The sequence below is a fragment of the Dehalobacter restrictus DSM 9455 genome (genome assembly GCF_000512895.1).
Lineage (GTDB): Bacteria > Bacillota > Desulfitobacteriia > Desulfitobacteriales > Syntrophobotulaceae > Dehalobacter > Dehalobacter restrictus.
The window spans coordinates 1,277,200-1,297,011 of the sequence record NZ_CP007033.1 but is presented as its reverse complement, the minus strand read 5'-3'; the positions used below and the strand labels follow the sequence as shown (position 1 = coordinate 1,297,011).

Here is a 19,812-nt window from a genome sequence, read left to right as displayed (position 1 = left end):
ACATGAAAGGCCCCTTGCCAAAGATAAATCACCTTGAGTCCCCTTTCTACATATCCTACATGAAAAGGAGTGGGAGGTGCTCTATGCTTATCCATGTCGTCAAAGCGAATCAAACTTTGGATCAGATTGCAATTACATATCGGGTCTCGCCGGCATCAATCATAAGCGTGAATGGACTTGTTGAACCTGTACAATTGCTAACCGGACTAGCATTAGTTATACCGACTGAAGATGTCCTCCATACTGTGAAACCGGGAGAAACATTATGGAGAATTGCCCAGATTTATGGAACGACCGTACAAGTCATTCTCGGAAACAATCAAATTACGAACCCTGCCAATATTTATCCTGGTCAGTTGATCACCATTCCTGCCAGGCGGCATCGCGTCCTTGCTGGGGAGACTTTATGGTTTATTGCTCAAAAATACCAAGTCTCTTTACAAAACCTCATTAAAGTCAATAACATCACGAACGCCAATTTGATCTATCCGGGCACCGTACTCATTATCCCTCGTAAACCTCGGCCGACCATCGATGTCAATGGCTATATCTATCGTTTCAGTCAGGACGCGGTTGCTACTGTCAATCGGGAAGCTGAACATCTTACATATTTAAGTCCTTTTGCCTACTTGATTAGAGAGGATGGAAGCCTGCAGACAATTGATGATCTTCCGCTCATTCAAGCTGCCATATCAAAAAAGGTGACCCCGATGATGTCTATTACCAACTTTACGTCCACTACGCGTGGAGAAAATCTTGCTCATCTCGTTTTAACCAATACTGAAGCCATTAATCGGTTAATGACAAATGTCATCAATATCATGAAAGAAAAGGGTTATCGGGGACTTAACATTGATTTTGAAAACGTACTTCCCGAGGATAGAGAAGCTTATAACGCTTTGCTTCAAATAGCCGTAACCCGTCTTCATGCAGAGGGTTTCTTCGTTTCAACGGCTTTAGCGCCAAAATTAAGCGCAGAGCAACGGGGATTGCTCTATGAGGCGCACGATTATCCAGCCCATGGCCGAATTGTAGATTTCGTTGTTCTCATGACCTATGAATGGGGTTGGCGTGGTGCTTCACCGCAGGCAATTTCTCCCTTGAATCAGATCAAACGGGTTTTGGATTATGCTGTTTTAGTCATGCCAAGAGACAAAATCTTTTTTGGCTTTCAAATTTATGCCAGAGATTGGCTTTTGCCGCACGTCTCCGGCCAAATTGCCGAAACCTTTGGGATGGATGAAGCAATGTCCAGAGCCCTTCGATACCATGCTGAGATCCAGTACGACACGGTTACCCAGTCCCCTTTCTACCGGTATACGGATACGCAGGGAAGCGGTCACGAAGTGTGGTTTGAGGATGCCCGCAGTGCCCAGGCCAAATTTGATACCGTCAAAGCTTATGGCTTAAGAGGTATTAGTTATTGGGCTTTAGCCTATCCCTTCCCTCAAAACTGGGCTTTGCTGGAAGATAATTTTACGATCCGGAAATGAGCCAAATAAAAAAGGGTTGTTGCTCAAGAAAATTACTTGCCCAACAACCCTTTTTATTCTAATTATTCTTCTTGCGGTAGATAAGATGACTAAGCCCGGGAAACATACGCTCCGCTTCTGGTGTCGATAATCAGGACATCGCCTTCATTCACAAAGAATGGAACCTGAACCGTAGCGCCAGTCTCGACAGTGGCAGCTTTCGTACCGCCTGTGGCCGTATCACCCTTAACTCCGGGCTCACATTCCGTTACTTTAAGCACAACTGTATTGGGAAGGTCTACCCCAATGACTTCGCTATTATAGAGCAAGACACCAAGGTTCATATTTTCTTTGAGCCACTTGACTTCCTGCCCAATTTGAGCCTCGGTCAGCATAATCTGCTCATAGCTTTCATTGTCCATCACAACGAATTGATCACCGTCTTTATACAAATATTGCATCTCACGGCGATCCAGACGGGCTCTGGGAACTTTCTCCCCAGCATTGAATTTCTTTTCGACAACGCCGCCCGTTCTGACATTCTTAACTTTGGCACGCACAAAAGCAGCGCCTTTTCCAGGTTTCACGTGTTGGAATTCGACTATCTGAAATATATCGCCATCCAGTTCAATAGTCACTCCGGTTTTAAAATCGTTTGAAGAAATCATTTTGCTGATCCTCCCATAATATTGTAGATTCTTTTATGTATCAATAACGGATACAAGTCATACCACTAATCAATAATAATGCACTGCTTTGGCGTTTGTGTCAATACTTCCGCACCAGAATTTGTGACAAGCGCAACATCTTCGATTCTGACACCGCCCCAGTCAGGGATATAAATTCCGGGTTCAATGGTAAGTACCATACCCGGTTCGAGTACCGTTTCATCACGGGTATTTAAAAACGGTGTCTCATGGATCTCGATCCCGAGGGAATGTCCCAGACTGTGACCGAAATATTCACCGTAACCAGCACGCGTAATCACTTCTCTGGCTGCCGCGTCGACATCTTTGGCCTTAACGCCGGGCTTCAGAGCTTTAAGCCCGGTCAGTTGTGCCTCGAGCACGATATCGTAAACTTCCAGGTGCTTGCTCTCAGGCTTTCCCAAAAACAGCGTCCGTGTGAAATCGGAACAATACCTTTGGTAGACCGCTCCAATATCGAGCGTTAAAAATTCCCCTTTTTGCATTTTTTTGCTGGAAGCTGTACCGTGCGGCAACGAGGAGCGTATCCCTGAGGCCACAATATAGTCAAACGAACGACTGCTGGCACCCATTTTTCTTTGCGAGAATTCCAGTTCCAGAGAAAGCTCTTCTTCCGTCATTCCTGGATAAATCTTGCTGAGCGTCTGGGCGAAGGCATGGTCCGTGATTCCAATCGCTTGGCGAATCAGCGCAATTTCTGTTTCATCCTTAATTTGTCGAAGCTTCTTAAAGAGTGCTGAGGCATTCTCGAATCTGCGCCCGTCAAGAGTCTTCTGCAGTTTCTGGAAATCGCCCAGGGACAAAGCCTCTTCCTCAATCCCTATCACGATCAGCCCTTTAAGCATTTCCCCGATGACTGTATAGGGATCTCCGGCCACTTTGACAATTTCAAAACCCGGAGCTTCCGTTGCTGCCTGTTCCATGTACCGGAAGTCTGTGAACAGAATGGAACGTTCTGGTTCAATCAGCAAGGTTGCACTGGTTCCCGTGAAACCGCTCAAATAAAAAATATTGGGCGGTGAGGTCACGATCAGCGCATCAAGTTTATTCTCGGCCAGTCTCCGGCGAATCTTTTCCAGCCTCATGGTTGCTATTCCTTTCTTTCTGACGGTACTTTTGAAATTCCAGCGCATAGGCTAAGGCCAGAAAATAACTGTCTGTCCCGAGTCCGCTGATTTGCCCGACGCAAGCTCCAGCGATCACCGAATGGGAACGGAAACTTTCCCGGGCGTAAATATTCGACAGATGCACTTCGAGAGCGGGTACGCTGACCCCTTTGATCGCATCGTAAAGCGCATAGCTCGTATGGGTCCAGGCCCCGGGGTTAAGGATTAAAAAATCAGACGGCGTTAACTTTGTAATCCAGTCCACAAGCTCTCCTTCATAGTTCGTCTGACGGCACTCGACAGTGAAGCCATGTGTTTGCCCCGTCTCGATCAGTCTGCCGTTCACTTCATCAAGGGTTATTCTGCCGTATATATCCGGTTCTCTCTGCCCGAGAAAATGAAGATTGACACCATGGAAAACATGAATACGGTTCATAGGTCTCTCCTTCTTTATCTATTATTTTCTATAGAAAACAAAATAATGACATAGCCTTTTTCTATCTAAAATAAGGCATATCTCATTATAACAAAAAAATGAAGATTATTAAAATCATTTTAGTGATTTCTTTCAAATCGTTATGAACCGCGTCAGGGACATCTATTTTGGCGCTTCGCTGTTCGTCTTCTCACTGTTCTGGGTCTGACGATAAATAACTCCAAGCGCAGATTTTTCGCCTTCGATCCGCGGAGAATTGACAATGTTAATATTGCTCAGCATGATGCTGGTTTCAATAACTCCATTTCCGGGACATTCCACTTTCCGGATTTCAGTCCTTGGCAGGATAAAATGCACCTCATGCGGAACTGTCGGTTCGCCGATTCTGGCAACCCGGATTTTTACGCCTTCGACTTCAAGGATTACATCATCATACCGTTTTTGGGCACCGGTAAAAGAATTGCCTGGATTGTTGGCGTAAGCTGAACCGGCAGATCCGGAAGCACCATAACCGGAAGCCTGACGATCCGGAATATTGATGAGCTGTCCTATGACCAAAGCGCAGGGATCAACGCCGGGGTTTGCTTTGCTGATATCCTGCCAGCAGCACCCGTTTTGGCTGGCTAAAAGGAAAAATGTATCTCCTGACTTTATTGCATACTTTTTCAACGGCCCTACCCCTTTCTACATTTCCATATTATGGAGATCAAGGTTGTCAGGTTCTTTTTTATCTAGTAGGTCTTTGACAGCTTTAACGAAATTTATAAACATCAAGTCGTCGATAAAATTACGATCACTCCTGAGAAATGGTAAAATATCCACGGTATCAGCGATTCTTGGCCAAAGAAGCTCCAACATGTAGCTTCATTTACCTCTTGTTTTTATCCTTTACATCCTTACTTTCTTTACGTCTACTATGCTACTGTAAAAGGCATATGTGCAAATGATTAACAGTCATCCATTGTTGTTCCCTTTCCCCGCATGACTTGTTGTCAAGTCTTTCGATGTGAATCTTCGATACGGCAAATTTTTTTAATTTAAAGAATTTGTACGCGCCTACAAATTCTTCGGTTAATGAAATGATTGACTTGCCGTTCTATTGATAGCAATTAAACACAACGACGGAACCCTTACTCTTGATGAATTTGATATATCGAAAGATGAACCGATTAAATTAAATCATGTAGTTAGGGTGGTAAAAACAAATTAAAGCAGCTGCCGGGGAAATGTTCTCGGCAACTGCTTTAATATGAAGTTGAAATTTACAGCTTGAGCAGACGCTCTGCATTGCCATGGGCAATCTTTTCCTTATCGGAAGGGCTGATTGGTGCATTTTCAAGAAACGCTCGCGCGTTCTCGTTGCCGATATAAGGATAATCTACAGAGAATATGATCCTGTCTGCTCCCAATACCTGCAAGATAAATTGGAAGTGCGGCAGCGTAAACATACCGCTTGGCGTAACATAAACATGGTTTATAAAGGTTTCAGATATTGTTTTCGGGAGATGTGTCGCTTCCTTGGAAAGTGCTTCATCAAGACGTGCAAGGAAAAACGGCACCATCTCGCCCCAATGACCTGCAATCAGCTGTAAATCGGGATATTTTTCAAAAATACCCGCTAATATCATTCGTAGCATATGGACGCCTACTTCTGCGTGCCACCCCCAGCCAAACGCTGACAACCTTGCACTGACAACTGGATCCAATCCGGCATAATACGCCTCCTGCACTGTTCTGGCAGGAAATCCCGGGTGCATATAAATGGGCACCTTTAAAAAGTTTGCCATCTCAAGAACAGGCTCAAATTTAGGGTTATCAAGAAAGGTTGCGTCTGCAGACGGTCGTCCGCTAAGTAAAACCCCCTTGAAATTAAGTTCTTTGACGGTGCGTTCCAGTTCATCTGCCGCCGCCTTCGGGTCTGCCCACGGTAGTGTTGCAAAAGCTGCAAAGCGGTCAGGATATCTTTTAACCCTCTCCGCCATTTCATTATTGGCTGCCTGCGCTATCGAAACAGCTTCCGGTGCCGGAATTAGCTGAGTCGCTGTGGTATAAGAAAGCACCTGCATATCTATTTTTCCTGCATCCATGCTTTCCAACCACTTTTCCTCAACATTCCCATCGGTACTCGTTGTGTAATAGGACAACCCCGGCGAGTGGGAATCGGAAATGTACGGTGTCATTTGCAACAAATTTTTCCATGACGCTGCGGTTATTTCTTTATTATTTACATGCTCTTCAATTGTAATAATCTTCATTTTTTATTCACGTTTCCTTTATGCGGTAATAGATGACTCAATCCCATTGACCCATACGCGTTTAACCTTATGGAGGGCTTTAATATCGGTAGTAGGGTCACCATCAACCAAAAGCAAATCCGCCCTGAGACCCGGTTTAATCATCCCTCTGTCAGTGATGAATCCGAATAATCTGGCTGGAAGGCTGGTTGCGCTTTGCAGCGCCTGCACAGGAGTCATGCCTGCAGCCACAAACGCTTCGATTTCATCAAGTAAACCAATGCCGTGGTCGATACTGGCAGGGGCAAAGGGTGCATGATTTGCATCAGTACCTGCAATGACTGGTATTCCCGCATTCATTAAGGCTTTTAGTGTCATATCTATATTTTGCGTATCCAAGTTGACATTGGGGATACGATTTAGAAAAGCGATCGTTTTTTTCATCATGCCCGAAGTAGGAACCGTAATAGTCCCTTTTTTCAACATTTCTTCGATCAGGGATTGCGACATCGGGGCTTCAACCGGAATGTGCGTAATAACATCAACACCTGCATCAATGGCCGTTTTGAAAGTCGCCATCGATACAGCATGAGCGAATACCAGAAGTTTATGTTCGTGTGCTGCCTCCGTCAAGGCGGTAATTGTTTCCGGGGATAAGGGCTTTTCCGCCATACGCGGTTGATCCTCAATGATGATTTTTATATAATCTGCGCCTTTATTAACCTGATCGGCAACGAAAGCTTTGGGATCGTCAATAGGATAAAGCGCAGCTGTGTAACAAGTCAATATATCCGAAAATCCCGGGCGTTTTTTCAGGCTGTTTATAAACTCCGTGGAATGAGCCGCCATATCAAGCATAGAGGTGACTCCGTATTTTACACCATTTTCCAGATCATTTAATGCTTCCATATGGACGTGCGCGTCAATCAGTCCGGGCAGCAGTGTACCCCCCTCGCCGTTAATAACCGTGTCCCCTTTGGTTTTGTGGGATATGAAACCATTTTCAATCACAACCGATTTATGATTCGTTAATTTTATGCCATCAAAAATCTGTACATTGGTTATTTCTATTGACATAACTTCCCCTCCTAAATTCTCATTTTGGGACAAGCGCTTACTTCATATTTGTTCCCGCTAGTCCAATTCCCGACGATCCCTAACAAACCACCTGTTATTCATACGATATTTCCTTCTATTTCATATGCCTGGCAGACCACCTCTCGAAGTAATATTTACTTTATGGTAAAAAAAACTTTACCGTTGACAATGATACTACCAGATGTTACCATTGTCAACGGTAAAGTAAAATATTTTTTACCGTAATAAAATGATGTAATAAGGTGTAACGATCATGCAGAATAAATCCGAACTAATAAAGGAACTAACCGATGTCGGGCATCTTTTTCGCAAGATTCTAACCCGGCCCATAGAATCAAATTGCAAAGTGAATGTAAAGCCTTCGCAAAAGTACGCCCTGATCGCACTGTCAAATTACAGTGAGATGACCATGTCAGAACTCGGTCGGGACCTATTGGTCTCGAAGCAGCAGCTTACCATCATCGTTGGTGAATTGCTGAGAAAGGGTTACGTTGAGCGTTATCTTGATAAGAATAATCTTCGTATTGTCTATGTCCGGCTGACCGAAGAGGGAAGAAACGCTCTTAATGAGATCTATACGCATGTAGAAACCGGACTTTCATCAAAGCTGGATCTACTGTCCGATGAAGAGCTTGACGCGTTAATGTCTGCGGCGGTTTCAATTAAGAAATCGCTCGAGAAAATAGATGAAAATGAATAGGATAAGTATAAATATTTAGGTAGGAAATGATCAAAGTCGCCCTCTCTATTCGGAGCGAATAAGAATACTCAGACGAATTTCCGCTTCTCCGTTTACATAATCCAGTTCCTGAATCAAAAAAGGGACCTCCTTCTGAAGCTGAATTGTATTCACCGCCCGGAGTATTTTCTTCAGTTCCCCTTCTCCGTTTACTTTGATCGTGGCTTGAAAGAAATCCCCTCTTTTCATTGACGGCTGGGTGATATCCATTGCCTTAACCGAAACATTTTCGGATTTGAGGCAATGATTGATCTGTTCCAGCATATGCGGAAGATCGGCGCGATCCGGTATCAGCACATTGTTCTTGGCGCCTTCTGCTAGAATGTCCTGGTATTCCTGCCGGAGTAAGTTTTCTTTTGCACTGACGGTATCTAGTTGCCGGGTCAGCGGTCGCACTGCCAGGACCTGGACTGCGATGACGGCCAATAGAATGATACTCCCGCCCATGATCACAATTCTGCTTAAACTTAACCTATCTAAAAACCGCCACCTTGTAGCAGGCTCAGATAAGAAATCTCTCTGAGATGAGATGTTTCTATCAGATAAAAAGTGCTTTAAAAATTGAAGGTATTTAAAAGACACATCTTTACCTCACTTCAAATTTTTCTTTCTACACGCAAGCAGAACGAAATTGTTTTATCCCGATAATCATAATCGGTCAGGACTGGTTCCCTCCAGCCTTCTTCCGTCAAAACCCCGATTAAACTTGTGATACTAAGATTATCGGAACAGTCCGCATATAGGTACAGCGTATTCTGCCGATAGCTCAGGCGATTCAAACGTATACTGCTGTTAAGACTGGTTAAGGACTTCTGAACCATTGTCAAATCCCCAAATGTATCGCTGCGGTTCCGTTCCCATTCCGACCAGATCTGATTTTTCCGTTCCGCGTTTAGTTCATCGACCTGTTCCTGCAGTGCCGTAATTTCTATCTGGTGCTCAGAAATATGATTGATTAGCGGATAGCAATAACAACCTATCCCGAAGATCATTCCAATAAAAATCATCAGGACCAGCAGACATGTTTTTATTTTGGCCGGCCGCAAAAAAATGCAGCCAAAATTGCAGTTTTTCTTTTCTTTCACTCTTTGCCTACCAGCCAGCAGTGCCAGGTAATGAAAATTCATAGAATGGCTATCTGCCGAAAAATCACTGGAATCGAATTCCTGATAAACGGATTCCAGTGTCCGGGCACCCTCAGCCTCTCCTGAATCAATCAGGATATCTGCGATCCGGGTGGCTTCAGCGCTTCCATCCGTGACAACGATATTGAAAGGAATTGTGCAGTCTTTCAGCGCAGTATAAATCTGATATTTCGGAGTCTCCGGTTCACTGCCCGGGATCACCCTTATCACTTCCGGCAAGCCATTGCGATATTGGACAGCCTGGATATTTTGATTATGAAGTTTAAACAGGCAAAGAATTCTTTTTTCTTTTAAAGGTGCCAGGATCCCGCCAAATGCCTGAACAGTATATTCAGCACCGCAAAGTTCATATCCCGTCTGCTGAAGACACCGGGCATAAAGCTCAAGCGTAGTTTTCCTTACGCCAATGACGCTGATCCGAAGATATTCATCCTTCTTCTCGTCCAATACCACGTATTCATAACTAAGTTCGCTGATTGGAACCGGAACTTCCTGTTCAAGCCAGAGATGAACTGTTTTATCCCGATACTTCGGAACAACCCAAGGAATACAAAATTCCCTGATCAGCCCGTTCTGAAAAGGAAGCAACAGATAAACAGGGACTTTTCTCGAACATTTTCGTTGCCCAAATCGTCCCTGACAGTCTTTTTGACGATATTCATCCAGAACCATTTTAAGATTTTCTTCGGTGTCACTGCCTTCGGACCCTGAAAAAGTCTCCAGTGGAAAGCTGGAGACGACAATCTCGGAACCCATGTTTCCAAGACGCTTCGAGCGATAAAAAAATCTTATTTCTTGGGCATCAATCTCTAAAAAAAGCATTTTTTCTCGGCCTGCCTTCTAAATAGACGACCATAAAGTACTGGCAAGACTTTCGTCAAAAACTTTAACTTCAGCCTGAGATCCATCCGAACTTAGATATACCATAATCAAATTTCCGGGGTCAGGAAAGGTATTTCCGGTAATTTCTGCAATACCAAAGCCCGTTTTCCCTGTCTCGGCCTTTTGCTGCGTCACCGTTGGATCAAGTCTGGCAATATAATCAGGGATAAGTCCTGAACCCGTGATCGTTCCGTTTGCAGCAGAAAGTTCATCAATCCTGAGATATATTCCATTGTCGACCTGATACCTGTCCAGCGCTGCTTTGACTTCACGTCCTGTTGTGATGTCGGCTTTCTCCCGAGCTGTTTCTGCATTCCCAACGAAACGCGGGATGACAATTGCGGCTAGGATGGCCAGAATAACGACCACCAGCATAACTTCCAGAAGGGTAAATCCTTTCTCGTTTTTAACCACTTAAGACATTCCTCCCTGTATTTTTTGACGGTTATTTTAATTTTTTCCTGTGATTTAATGGCATGTTGAATTTTTTTATTGTACAAAATATCAGCTTAATGAATCTGTGAGCTTATATCAAAGATCGGCAGGAGAACTCCGATAGCCACGAAACCGACCAGGCCCGCCATAAGAAACACTAGAGCAGGCTCTAAGAGCTTCGTATACTGCTCAATTCGCTCCTCCAGCTCTTTTTTGAACATCCGAGTCATATACGCAAGCATTTCACTTAGTTTGCCGGATTCCTCCGCAACCTCCAGCATTTTTGCAACTTCCGGAGGAAACAGCTTACTCGTCATGATGACCGAGAACATTCTTCTTCCTTCGTTGACAGCAAAAATTAATTGGGTTGTCAATTCCTGCATCAGATGATCCTTGAAAAGGTTTTTCACCAGGAGCAGTGATTCCTGCAGAGACAGCCCCGCGTCCAGCAATCTTCCCAGGACCGAACAAAATTGAATGAGCTGCCTGGTTCTGTTGATCTTACCGGTTCCAGGTATGATGAAGGAATATCCTTTTTTATTCAGCAGCCACACCGTTATGGCCAAAACAGGGATAACGGCTGTCAAATACGGGATACAACAACCCACATTAAACATTATTTTGGTTGCCAGCGGCAATTCCGTCTCAAACCCGCGGAAAAGGGTTTCATACATCGGCAGAATCATAATACTGAGGGTATAGATAATAAACAAAGATGCGACAAGAAGCAGAACCGGATAAAATAAAGCATTTTTGAATTTCTTCTCAAAAAAATATGCGTCCTCCAGATAATCTGCGATATCGATCAACGCAGTCGGCAGGGTCCCGCTTCTTTCGCCGGCTTTGACCATCGTGGCAAACAAGTGCCCCGGAGAGGGAATGATGCCCTGCAAACTGACATGCAGTTCGACGCCAGCTTGAAGAGAGCGGCTAACCTGCTTCCATTGATTTTTATCTAAACCGGTTCTTTCTCTTTCCGCAATGACATCTAATACCGCAAGCAGAGGAATGCCTGCCTCCAGCATTGTTCCCAGCTTACGAGCTGTCCTCCCCCAAAACAGTTTTCTATTTCCCGTCTTGTATCTGATCCACACCGAAGTGAATAATGCCCTGGTGATCTCCACGGGATATAAATGCTGTTCCCTAAGCCCGGAAACAACTCTGCTTTGATCTTCCTCCGCCCAGTAGCCCTTCCGTATATTGCTATTTTGATCAACGGCTTTCCATTTCCAGAGCAATCGCAAACCCTCTTATTGTCCTAATCTATATTTCCGCCCACAGTCTCATGATTTCTTCCAGAGAAGTTATTCCGGCAGCGACTTTCCTAAGCGCATCTTCTTTCAACGTAAGCATTCCAGATTTTTCAGAGACCTTTTCAAGGCTGGCGGCACTGCCTTTTTGCAGAATTAGTTCCTTAATTTCCTGATTGTAGGGAAGATATTCATGAATCCCTATCCTGCCGTTGTATCCGGTCCCATGGCACTTGGAACAGCCTGCCGGTTCATAAATAGCTGATAAGGCTTCCCCGTGAAAAATTTGTTTCTCTTCAGCTAAAACCGGTTTTAATTTCCGGCAATTCAGACATAGTCTCCGGACAAGTCTCTGAGCCAGTACCCCGCAAACCGCCGAAGCTACCATATAGGCATCGATATCCATATCCAATAAACGGGTAAGCGCTTCTGCTGCAGTATTGGTATGAACGGTAGATAAAACAAGGTGCCCGGTCATTGCAGCCGCTGTTGCAATTTTGGCGGTTTCTCTGTCTCTTATTTCCCCTACCATGATAACATCCGGATCCTGACGAAGAATGGATCTCAGGCCACTTGCAAAGTCCAGGCCAATACCGGCATTGACCTGGGCCTGACTGACTCCCGGTAGCCGGTATTCGACAGGGTCTTCGATGGATACCATATTGATGGTTTCAGACTGCAGCTCCCGGATCAGGGCATACAATGTGGTGGTTTTGCCGCTCCCGGTCGGGCCGGAAATGAGAATCAGCCCATGCGGCTGGCGGATAAGCTTTCGAATTTGGTATTCGACATCCTCCCGCATACCCAGTTCTTCCAGGGAGAGACGTGCGGTCTTTTCATCCAGAATCCTGGTCACGACTTTTTCTCCATAGACAGTCGGAAAAGTAGAAACTCTGACATCAATTTTCTTATCAGAAATGTCCAGCATGATTCTGCCATCCTGAGGGAGACGTCTTTGGGTTATATCCAGACCCGACATGACTTTCAAACGGGCGGTAACACTTCTGGACAGATCCTTTGGCAAGTTTTCCTTAACCATCAGCAGCCCATCTATCCGAAATTTCACGCTGAATCCGGTTTCGATCGGTTCCCAGTGTATATCACTTGCTTTTTCGATAACAGCCTGTCGGAACAGCGAATCAACAAGGCTGACGACCGGCGTTTCCTGGGCATTGATATTTTCTTCAATCTTCCAGCTCACTGATTCGTTTGGATTTAGAACAGCATGTTCCCCAGTTGATCTTTCCAATGTAAAACATTCTCGGATCGCAATTTTGATTTCTTCAGCGGAAGCCAGGAGTGGATCAACCTGATATCCGGTAAAAAGCATCACATCATCCAACGCGGTTCTATCTGTAGGATCCGCCATAGCGATGATGATTCTTTGATTCTGAGCCGCAATCGGAATCAGCGTATATTTCCGGGCCAGTTCTTCCGAAACCAACTTTGCTGCTGAAACATTGACAGGTCTCTCTGCAAGACTGATCATGTTAATTCCTGATATCCGGCTTTTAAATTCCAGGATTTCCTCTTCTGCCAAATACGCTGCAAGAAGTTCTTCAAGTTTTGCTCCCTGGTCAAGCAGGGCAAGCTGAGTAGCTATCTCATCGGCATTTGAAATAAGCACCTTGTTCTCACGGGCATACACGTAAAGTTCTTTAAGTACAAAATCTTTCCAAAATCCTGGTTTGGACTGATCAATCATAAACGTACCTGTACCCGGTAAGGTCGTACTTCCCATCTTCTCCCAACACAAGCTCCCCAACTCTGCACTGTTTCATATTCCCCATTGTTGCCCTGGATGTGATTTGAGTTACATCGTTGGCCCGTATAACATCAATTTCTACAACCATTCCTTCCGAATCGTATTGAATGCTCCCCTGCCAGGAAGGATCATGAGCAAGAACTGCTTTGGCGTATTCCAGCCCACTGTCAGCCATATAAGCGGTCTTAATTTTTTGGGCCTCACAGACAACGATACGTTCCTGTGAGCTGATCAGAATAAAGGTCTGAACTCCCATCCAGGATAAAGAAAACGTAACAAGAAGTATTAGTAAAGATACATTACCGCTTTCCCAATTTATTCCGAAGAACTTCTTAAGCGAACAGTTCTTTGCCAATAAACGGCTCTTTCCGCCTGCGCTGCTGTTAAAGATATTTGCCATAATCCCTCCCTAACCCCAGTACAATGAAATTCACAAATCCTGCTTGCTACCGGAATCGGAACGCCAAGATGTTCACGGTACAAGTCCAAAACTCCGTTAAAGTCCTTGTCCGCAAGATAGTAGCTGTCTGTAATGATCTTACCGTCCTCAAGACAGTTGATACGTAATACTTTGCCTGTCCATGCTACACCTTCTGCTGTAGAAACAGCGGCGGTCAATACCTGGCCTGCCCGGACAGCTGCAAAGGAAAGGTCGCCATCTGCCATTAACCCTTTAGCCATCCGGTACTGGCTGATATACAATTGAAGAACCATTGCCGCAATGATTCCGGTAATGACCAGTGAAACGAGGACTTCTAACAGCGTAAACCCCTTGTCATTTTGCTGTACCGTTTTCTTTGTCAACCCAGCCATATGTTACTCCAACCAGCATAGTCAAACTCTCATCTACTTATTTCCATTATTTAACTTAATTACTATATTTCTACATATTTCTTAAACTTCCTGCCTGTTTTATAAAATAATTTACTTATTTTCCCAAATTAATTATTATTCTGCAATATAATGCAGATAGGTCAGGTTGTACTCTTTTTGATCTTTCAACTCTGTCCAGATGATTTTTACAGAAATTTTCAGCAGATTTTGAGAGTCCCATTCACAACAAACAGTTCTGGAAAACCGGCCGGATTCATCGCGCTCAGTTCCGTTCAAATAACGATTAACGGCAGAAGGATCATCGAGCAGGACCACCGTAATTTCATCTACTGTCGAGCTGGCAAGATTGACTGCCTGCAGGATATTATCCGTATGGCTATTCTTGATGTAAGCCGTATTGATCAATGCCAGCATGACTGCAAATCCCAAACTAAAAATAAAGAGTCCCGTTAAAACGTCAAGCAAAACAAAACCTTTTTTCTTATCGTTCATTCCTGCGCCTCCCCCCTAAGTAGATTAATTCGTAAATCCTATAAAAATTAAAAAAACAAGCTTTGCTTGGATTAGTATCCTTAGCTTAACGAACCACTGCTTTTCCATCATCAAGCGTATAATGTTTGCTTGGATCAAACGGGCATGCCGGTATTTCCTCAAGATACGGTCCTTGCCAGTTTAGATCAGCAGAAGGGCAGGTAATCAGATCATTCAGACTTTCCGGATAGCTGCCCACGTCAAGACGGTATAGTCTTGCAGCACTTTCTATTTTGAGAATATTGACTTTGTGCACTTCCGATTCTGTACTGTTGATACTGCCGCTGTAACATGGCAGAATCATAGAGGCCAGGATACCCAACAAAGCGATGACCAATAATACTTCCCATAAAGTAAAACCGTTCTTGCAAGCTTTTGGCATAACGATTCCTTTCTTGTCTCTGATAAAACGAAAAAATATGTAAATTAATTACATATTTTCTACACAAATATTCTATTTCCTTTAAGATTGGTATTTTGGGGGAACAACAAAAAGGTACTGCTGTAAATCTCAACTTACAGTTTTTTATTCTGCAATTTATATTATTAGTACTTATTTGACCTAAATGATGACTTTTTCCCAGGCCCTAAGGATTTCTTCATCGTTACAGTCTGCAGCGATGACCGATCTCCCAATGCCGACCGGCAAAATCAGCACCTTATTACCGGCTTTATTCTTCTTATCTGCAGACATGTGTCCAAGAAGTACTGCCCGGTCATGCGCTTTGGCCGTAGTGGGCAAATCCATTTTCATTAAGAGATTCAGGATTCTGTCAAGCTGTTTGTCGTTAACCAAACCTCTTTCTCTGGACAGATTGGCTGCGGCGGCAATCCCGATACTGACCCCTTCGCCGTGCATAACACCCTGATAGGCTTCCTCTGTCTCCAGAGCATGCCCGAAACTGTGTCCGAGATTTAGAAGCATCCTGTTTCCCTTTTCTTTCTCATCCTCAGTGACAATCTTAACTTTGACAGCCAGAGACCGCAGGGACATTTCCTTAATGATCTTGTAGTCCAATCCTTTGATAGCATCAGCATGTTCTTCGATGAATTCAAACAAATCCGGATCAGCGACAAGCGCGTGTTTAATGGTTTCGGCAAGCCCGTTCCGCATCTCTTGCCACGGAAGTGTCTGCAAGGTGTCAAAATCCGTCCAGACGGCCTGGGGGGCATAAAAAGACCCCAGGAGGTTTTTACCGGAAGGATGGTTCACCGCCACCTTGCCGCCAATACTCGAATCAATCTGGGACAGCAAGGTGGTCGGAATATGGATGTAACGCATTCCACGCATAAAAATACTTGCAAAAAATCCGGACAAATCCCCGATCACCCCTCCGCCGAGGGCCAGTACCACAGTGTCCCTGTCCGCTTTGAATTGCAGCGCCTGTTCCGTCAGTTTACTGATCCTGTCCAGTGATTTCTCCTGTTCACCGTCAGGAACGGTAATCAAATCGGTCTTTAAGTCCTTCATTCCGTCCAAAAGTTTATCTGCATGGTATCCGGCCACAACATCATTTGTGATGAGAAGATAATGCCCGCTCGTGCCGTATGCTGTTTTCAAATGACCGCCAAGCTCGTCCAAAGTTGCTCCCAGTAACAGTGGGTAACCGTGTCCTCTACTGACATCTATTCTCTGTATCATGCTGTAATGTGTTCTCCTTTCAGCAGTTCGAGGATCTCCGCCGCAACGGTTTGAACATCTTTATCCGATGTGTCAACCGTTATAGGCGCCTTTCTGTAAATCACTTCCCGGTCTCTCCAGAGCTTTTCTATTTGTTCCGGCTCGCTGCTGGAAAGAAGCGGCCGATCGTGATGTTCTTTTGCTCTCTGTAAAGCAATCTCCAATGGAACATATAGGTAAACCAACTTCCCAAGTCCGTGGAGAATATTCCAGTTTTCCGGATTTAAAACCGTTCCTCCGCCAGTGGCAATAACTGTATCGGTAAATCCGGAAATCTTATGAACCAGCAGATTTTCTTCCGACCGGAACCTTGCTTCACCGTATTTTTGAAAAATTTCCGGGATTTTCAACCTTGTCACTCTTTCGATCTCACTGTCCGTATCCAGAAATGCCCAGCGGAGTTCCCTGGCCAGAAGCTTGCCGACACTGCTTTTTCCAGCAGCCATAAAGCCGATAAGTACAATATTTTGGGGTATCGAATTCAGGCTATCGGACACGAAATTTCACCTCTCTATTCCATCCTGATCCTGCCCATCACAGGCGCAACAATCACATTTCTTTCTAAATCCCCTGACGCCAGCATGACCGTCAGACCGGTGTCAGGCGTCCCTGTCGGGCGAAAAGTAAGATCAGAAGGACTATTGGCAAAGTGCACACCATTCTCCAGGTTAACTTTGCGGATAAATTCTCCCTGTCTGAAGATCTTATATTCACCGGTATAAACAGAAAATTTGACTTTATACCAAACATTCTCAGCCAAAGCTGTCTGCTGAACTTCCCGTAAGTCCTGAAGCAGAACTGCCGCTGAGAGTTCCAGTCTCCGTTCCTCCATTTGCTGCGGAATGTGCACAAGGAAAGTAAAGGCTGCACTTGATAATAGTGCAAGCACAAGCAGGATCTCAATCAATGAGTACCCGTTTCTTCGCTTTGCTACCATTCCTATCCCCTGCATTTCTATCCTTTGTTACCTTCCAATTTCTCCTGCAAAGCTTTCCGCATAATGTCCAGCGGAGCCTTCTGCTCCAGCCAGAACTCCCAGGCAAGGATCCCCTGAAACAGCAGCATATCCAGACCATTCATGGACCGGCAGCCGCAGGCAGCGGCCTGTGCCATGAAATCTGTAACGGCCGGATGGTAAATCAGATCAACGGCCCAAGCCGAAGGATTAAGGCCTTGAAGATCGATCGTATACGCTTCGCCTTTCATGCCAATCGAGGTTGTTTGAATCAGCAAATCCACAACCTCCAGCCAGTGCCCGGGTGCCAAAATACCCGAGGCCGCATTTCCGCCGAGCGTGTTGACTTTTCCGGCGAGAATCACAGCTTTTTCCTCACTTCTGTTAAGAATAAGCATTTTTACCTGTAAGGATGCCAGGGCTGCCGCAATGGCTTTGGCAGCTCCTCCGGCCCCTAATATGACAACTTCTTTGCCCTCAAAAACGAAACCCTTACTCAGCAAAGCCTGAATGAAGCCGCCCCCGTCCGTGTTATGCCCATAGAGTCTTCCGTTTTGGACTTTCACGGTGTTGACTGCGCCAATACGTTGCGCTTCAGGAGTCAGGACATCCATATAAGGAATGATTTTTTCCTTCAGCGGATACGTGACGTTCCAGCCGTCATAGCCGTTATTTTTGAGATATCCGATACTTTCAGCCAGTTGAGTCGGCTGAACTGTTATCCTGTCGTAGATTGCAGGCAAACCGGCAGCCTTAAATCCTGCCTCGTGCATTTTCGGAGACAGGGAATGTTCCACAGGATAACCGATGATTGCATACTTCATGCATATCCCCTTAATAGCCTTAAGTATTCTTAAGATTTTATGGTGCGGGTATACTTGGCTTTTCTGCCTACCAGCCGTTCCATAAAACGTAGGACTTTCGTACCCGGGAATTCCCTTTGAGCAATCGGTGAAACTAATATGGTCTTAAGTCCGAGCTTGTTGCCGCCAAAAACATCTGTAAACAGCTGGTCCCCAATCACTGCGACCTCGGACTCCGGAATATCCAGGACCCGAATCCCTCTCAGAAAAGCTTTTTTCTGCGGTTTCTTGGCCCTGTAAACATAAAGTATTTCCAGCACATCAGCAACCGCAGAAACCCTTTCGGGTCCTCTGTTATTGGAAACGATGCAGGCTTTAATCCCTGCGTCATTCACTTTTTTAAACCACGCAATCACGTCTTCGGTTAAAGTTCTGTCATTCCAAGGTGTTATGGTGTTGTCCAGATCCAGGATCAAACCCTTGATGCCATTTGCCTGCAGATCCTCTGCCTGAATATCCTGCAGCATCTCATATTGAAAATCCGGTCGTAAGATTCCGCGCATACCGGTTCCTCTGCTTTCCATTTAATATTACCAAATAATTATATATCAGCTCAATATCCAAGAGCAACCTGTTTCTGGCAAGTTTAAGGCAAGTTGTACCTGACAGGTTGTTATTTTTCCCGGTGATCCTTCATTTCCTCCATCAGTTTCTGCACCGCTTTTTTCTCTATCCGTGAGACGTAGGACCTGGAGATTCCCAGCAGTTTGGCTATCTCTCGCTGAGTCTTTTTGGGCGTGTTCATCAGACCGAAACGAAGTTTTATCACCGTTTGTTCCCTTCCTGTCAAATATTTGAGTTTTTCCAGGACCACTTTTTGTTCAAATTGACTTTCCACCTGATCCGAAATTGCATCCGGATCTGTACCCAGGACATCAATCAGATTAATCGCGTTTCCTTCTTTATCCGTACCAATCGGGTCATAAATGGACACTTCCCCGCGGGATTTTTTCAGGGAGCGCAAATACATCAGAATCTCATTTTCGATGCAGCGTGCCGCATAGGTGGCGAGTCTGGTTCCCTTTTCCGTGTTGAACGTATTGATGCCCTTGATTAAGCCGATGGTCCCGATCGAAATTAGATCGTCACTGTCCGCTCCGGTTCCGTCATATTTTTTTACAAGATGCGCGACCAGCCTCAGATTATGCTCAATCAGTTTATTTCGCGCGTTTTCCGCGACAAGTTCATTGGAAAAATTTCCGGCATTTTTGTAGTCCGCCAGGATACTCAGATATTCGGCTTCCTCCCTTTCTCCTAACGGCTGGGGGAACGCATTATTATTAATATATGATACCAGCAGGGTAACGCCCTTAATCACCGATAAGGCAAGCCCGACAAGAAAAGCTTCAGCAATCATTAACCCTTCAACTCCTTACGCATGCTCTTTTAATAACTATGCGCGGAGCAAAAGAATACTGCTTATCCTGAGCCGGAAATTTTTTGGTCAAACAAAAATGGCTGTACAAAACTCAGCCATAAAGTGTTACATTTGCAGTTTTTCTTTTCCCTTGGGCAGTGCAGCCTTGCACAGATACGAAGTGAACGCAAGTGCCAGCTGCGTTTAGCAAACATAAACCAGCAGCTTTTAAATATGCCAACGGTTCACTTGCAGAAAGCCCAGAGGTTTTGGCATATTAGCAAGGGGTTATGTTTGTAGCAGCGAGAACGTGTGAGCGCAG

General features: G+C 44.9%; 23 protein-coding genes. 2 read left to right on the top strand and 21 right to left on the bottom strand.

Features of this window, described 5'->3' with window-relative positions; genetic code table 11:
• Positions 1 to 83 precede the first annotated feature (83 nt).
• Positions 84 to 1,493, top strand: a complete 1,410-nt coding sequence (locus tag DEHRE_RS06255) for a glycoside hydrolase family 18 protein (RefSeq protein ID WP_025205481.1) — start codon at positions 84 to 86, stop codon at positions 1,491 to 1,493.
• Between the two features lie 89 nt (positions 1,494 to 1,582).
• Here DEHRE_RS06255 and efp read toward each other — a convergent pair whose 3' ends face one another.
• The 6 genes from efp to DEHRE_RS14390 form a co-directional block, all read right to left on the bottom strand.
• Positions 1,583 to 2,140, bottom strand: a complete 558-nt coding sequence (efp, locus tag DEHRE_RS06250; protein ID WP_015042509.1) for an elongation factor P — start codon at positions 2,138 to 2,140, stop codon at positions 1,583 to 1,585.
• A gap of 65 nt (positions 2,141 to 2,205) precedes the next feature.
• Positions 2,206 to 3,264 (bottom strand): M24 family metallopeptidase, encoded by a 1,059-nt coding sequence (locus DEHRE_RS06245; protein WP_019225820.1) that lies wholly within the window; start codon positions 3,262 to 3,264, stop codon positions 2,206 to 2,208.
• Positions 3,224 to 3,721, bottom strand: coding sequence for a type II 3-dehydroquinate dehydratase (locus DEHRE_RS06240; RefSeq protein WP_025205480.1), 498 nt, complete (start codon positions 3,719 to 3,721; stop codon positions 3,224 to 3,226). The genes DEHRE_RS06245 and DEHRE_RS06240 overlap by 41 nt, the downstream gene beginning before the upstream one ends.
• Before the next feature lie 162 nt (positions 3,722 to 3,883).
• Entirely contained in the window at positions 3,884 to 4,390 is a 507-nt protein-coding gene (locus DEHRE_RS06235) for a LysM peptidoglycan-binding domain-containing protein (RefSeq protein WP_019225818.1), read from the bottom strand.
• 593 nt (positions 4,391 to 4,983) lie between these two features.
• Positions 4,984 to 5,976, bottom strand: coding sequence for an amidohydrolase family protein (locus tag DEHRE_RS06230; RefSeq protein ID WP_019225816.1), 993 nt, complete (start codon positions 5,974 to 5,976; stop codon positions 4,984 to 4,986).
• A gap of 18 nt (positions 5,977 to 5,994) precedes the next feature.
• A complete protein-coding gene (locus DEHRE_RS14390) occupies positions 5,995 to 7,032 on the bottom strand; it encodes an amidohydrolase family protein (protein ID WP_019225815.1) in 1,038 nt (345 codons plus the stop codon).
• Between the two features lie 274 nt (positions 7,033 to 7,306).
• Between DEHRE_RS14390 and DEHRE_RS06220 the strand changes: the two genes are divergently transcribed.
• Complete coding sequence (locus tag DEHRE_RS06220) at positions 7,307 to 7,753, top strand: MarR family winged helix-turn-helix transcriptional regulator (protein WP_019225814.1); 447 nt, start codon at positions 7,307 to 7,309, stop codon at positions 7,751 to 7,753.
• Positions 7,754 to 7,798: 45 nt separating this feature from the next.
• Here DEHRE_RS06220 and DEHRE_RS06215 read toward each other — a convergent pair whose 3' ends face one another.
• From DEHRE_RS06215 to sigK, 15 genes are all read right to left on the bottom strand, one after another.
• Positions 7,799 to 8,218 (bottom strand): hypothetical protein, encoded by a 420-nt coding sequence (locus DEHRE_RS06215; RefSeq protein WP_242837059.1) that lies wholly within the window; start codon positions 8,216 to 8,218, stop codon positions 7,799 to 7,801.
• Positions 8,219 to 8,388: 170 nt separating this feature from the next.
• Positions 8,389 to 9,759 carry a type IV pilus biogenesis protein PilM gene (locus DEHRE_RS06210; RefSeq protein WP_019225812.1) on the bottom strand — a complete coding sequence of 457 codons (1,371 nt, stop codon included), beginning with the start codon at positions 9,757 to 9,759 and terminating at the stop codon, positions 8,389 to 8,391.
• 18 nt (positions 9,760 to 9,777) lie between these two features.
• Positions 9,778 to 10,233, bottom strand: coding sequence for a prepilin-type N-terminal cleavage/methylation domain-containing protein (locus DEHRE_RS06205; RefSeq protein WP_019225811.1), 456 nt, complete (start codon positions 10,231 to 10,233; stop codon positions 9,778 to 9,780).
• Positions 10,234 to 10,328: 95 nt separating this feature from the next.
• A complete protein-coding gene (locus DEHRE_RS06200; RefSeq protein ID WP_019225810.1) occupies positions 10,329 to 11,492 on the bottom strand; it encodes a type II secretion system F family protein in 1,164 nt (387 codons plus the stop codon).
• Between the two features lie 25 nt (positions 11,493 to 11,517).
• Complete coding sequence (locus tag DEHRE_RS06195; protein WP_019225809.1) at positions 11,518 to 13,209, bottom strand: GspE/PulE family protein; 1,692 nt, start codon at positions 13,207 to 13,209, stop codon at positions 11,518 to 11,520.
• Positions 13,202 to 13,525, bottom strand: coding sequence for a hypothetical protein (locus tag DEHRE_RS06190; protein ID WP_242837057.1), 324 nt, complete (start codon positions 13,523 to 13,525; stop codon positions 13,202 to 13,204). Before DEHRE_RS06190 ends, DEHRE_RS06195 begins: the two co-directional genes overlap by 8 nt.
• Positions 13,526 to 13,584: 59 nt before the next feature.
• Positions 13,585 to 14,082: a type II secretion system protein gene (locus tag DEHRE_RS06185; RefSeq protein ID WP_019225807.1), complete on the bottom strand. Its 498-nt coding sequence runs from the start codon at positions 14,080 to 14,082 to the stop codon at positions 13,585 to 13,587.
• A gap of 135 nt (positions 14,083 to 14,217) precedes the next feature.
• Positions 14,218 to 14,595: a type IV pilus modification PilV family protein gene (locus DEHRE_RS06180; protein WP_019225806.1), complete on the bottom strand. Its 378-nt coding sequence runs from the start codon at positions 14,593 to 14,595 to the stop codon at positions 14,218 to 14,220.
• Between the two features lie 85 nt (positions 14,596 to 14,680).
• Positions 14,681 to 15,016, bottom strand: coding sequence for a type II secretion system protein GspG (locus tag DEHRE_RS06175; protein ID WP_019225805.1), 336 nt, complete (start codon positions 15,014 to 15,016; stop codon positions 14,681 to 14,683).
• Between the two features lie 180 nt (positions 15,017 to 15,196).
• Positions 15,197 to 16,276, bottom strand: a complete 1,080-nt coding sequence (aroB, locus tag DEHRE_RS06170) for a 3-dehydroquinate synthase (protein WP_019225804.1) — start codon at positions 16,274 to 16,276, stop codon at positions 15,197 to 15,199.
• Entirely contained in the window at positions 16,273 to 16,812 is a 540-nt protein-coding gene (locus DEHRE_RS06165; protein ID WP_019225803.1) for a shikimate kinase, read from the bottom strand. The genes aroB and DEHRE_RS06165 overlap by 4 nt, the downstream gene beginning before the upstream one ends.
• Before the next feature lie 14 nt (positions 16,813 to 16,826).
• On the bottom strand, positions 16,827 to 17,267 hold the full coding sequence (locus DEHRE_RS06160; RefSeq protein ID WP_019225802.1) for a prepilin-type N-terminal cleavage/methylation domain-containing protein: 441 nt from the start codon (positions 17,265 to 17,267) through the stop codon (positions 16,827 to 16,829).
• Between the two features lie 2 nt (positions 17,268 to 17,269).
• Positions 17,270 to 18,094, bottom strand: a complete 825-nt coding sequence (gene aroE, locus DEHRE_RS06155; RefSeq protein ID WP_019225801.1) for a shikimate dehydrogenase — start codon at positions 18,092 to 18,094, stop codon at positions 17,270 to 17,272.
• A 29-nt stretch (positions 18,095 to 18,123) separates the two neighbouring features.
• Positions 18,124 to 18,657 (bottom strand): YqeG family HAD IIIA-type phosphatase, encoded by a 534-nt coding sequence (locus DEHRE_RS06150; protein ID WP_019225800.1) that lies wholly within the window; start codon positions 18,655 to 18,657, stop codon positions 18,124 to 18,126.
• Positions 18,658 to 18,746: 89 nt separating this feature from the next.
• On the bottom strand, positions 18,747 to 19,490 hold the full coding sequence (gene sigK / locus DEHRE_RS06145; protein WP_019225799.1) for an RNA polymerase sporulation sigma factor SigK: 744 nt from the start codon (positions 19,488 to 19,490) through the stop codon (positions 18,747 to 18,749).
• Positions 19,491 to 19,812 lie beyond the last annotated feature (322 nt).

Excerpts from the sequence above, each read along its gene's own strand:
- DEHRE_RS14390 (WP_019225815.1), bottom strand. The coding sequence starts at position 7,032 with ATGTCAATAGAAATAACCAATGTACAGATTTTTGATGGCATAAAATTA.
- DEHRE_RS06190 (WP_242837057.1), bottom strand. The coding sequence starts at position 13,525 with ATGGGAGTTCAGACCTTTATTCTGATCAGCTCACAGGAACGTATCGTT.
- DEHRE_RS06185 (WP_019225807.1), bottom strand. The coding sequence starts at position 14,082 with ATGGCTGGGTTGACAAAGAAAACGGTACAGCAAAATGACAAGGGGTTT.
- aroB (WP_019225804.1), bottom strand. The coding sequence starts at position 16,276 with ATGATACAGAGAATAGATGTCAGTAGAGGACACGGTTACCCACTGTTA.
- DEHRE_RS06220 (WP_019225814.1), top strand. The coding sequence starts at position 7,307 with ATGCAGAATAAATCCGAACTAATAAAGGAACTAACCGATGTCGGGCAT.
- DEHRE_RS06175 (WP_019225805.1), bottom strand. The coding sequence starts at position 15,016 with ATGCCAAAAGCTTGCAAGAACGGTTTTACTTTATGGGAAGTATTATTG.
- DEHRE_RS06245 (WP_019225820.1), bottom strand. The coding sequence starts at position 3,264 with ATGAGGCTGGAAAAGATTCGCCGGAGACTGGCCGAGAATAAACTTGAT.
- DEHRE_RS06180 (WP_019225806.1), bottom strand. The coding sequence starts at position 14,595 with ATGAACGATAAGAAAAAAGGTTTTGTTTTGCTTGACGTTTTAACGGGA.
- DEHRE_RS06240 (WP_025205480.1), bottom strand. The coding sequence starts at position 3,721 with ATGAACCGTATTCATGTTTTCCATGGTGTCAATCTTCATTTTCTCGGG.
- DEHRE_RS06195 (WP_019225809.1), bottom strand. The coding sequence starts at position 13,209 with ATGATTGATCAGTCCAAACCAGGATTTTGGAAAGATTTTGTACTTAAA.
- aroE (WP_019225801.1), bottom strand. The coding sequence starts at position 18,094 with ATGAAGTATGCAATCATCGGTTATCCTGTGGAACATTCCCTGTCTCCG.
- DEHRE_RS06255 (WP_025205481.1), top strand. The coding sequence starts at position 84 with ATGCTTATCCATGTCGTCAAAGCGAATCAAACTTTGGATCAGATTGCA.
- DEHRE_RS06160 (WP_019225802.1), bottom strand. The coding sequence starts at position 17,267 with ATGCAGGGGATAGGAATGGTAGCAAAGCGAAGAAACGGGTACTCATTG.
- sigK (WP_019225799.1), bottom strand. The coding sequence starts at position 19,490 with ATGATTGCTGAAGCTTTTCTTGTCGGGCTTGCCTTATCGGTGATTAAG.
- efp (WP_015042509.1), bottom strand. The coding sequence starts at position 2,140 with ATGATTTCTTCAAACGATTTTAAAACCGGAGTGACTATTGAACTGGAT.
- DEHRE_RS06230 (WP_019225816.1), bottom strand. The coding sequence starts at position 5,976 with ATGAAGATTATTACAATTGAAGAGCATGTAAATAATAAAGAAATAACC.
- DEHRE_RS06210 (WP_019225812.1), bottom strand. The coding sequence starts at position 9,759 with ATGCTTTTTTTAGAGATTGATGCCCAAGAAATAAGATTTTTTTATCGC.
- DEHRE_RS06150 (WP_019225800.1), bottom strand. The coding sequence starts at position 18,657 with ATGGAAAGCAGAGGAACCGGTATGCGCGGAATCTTACGACCGGATTTT.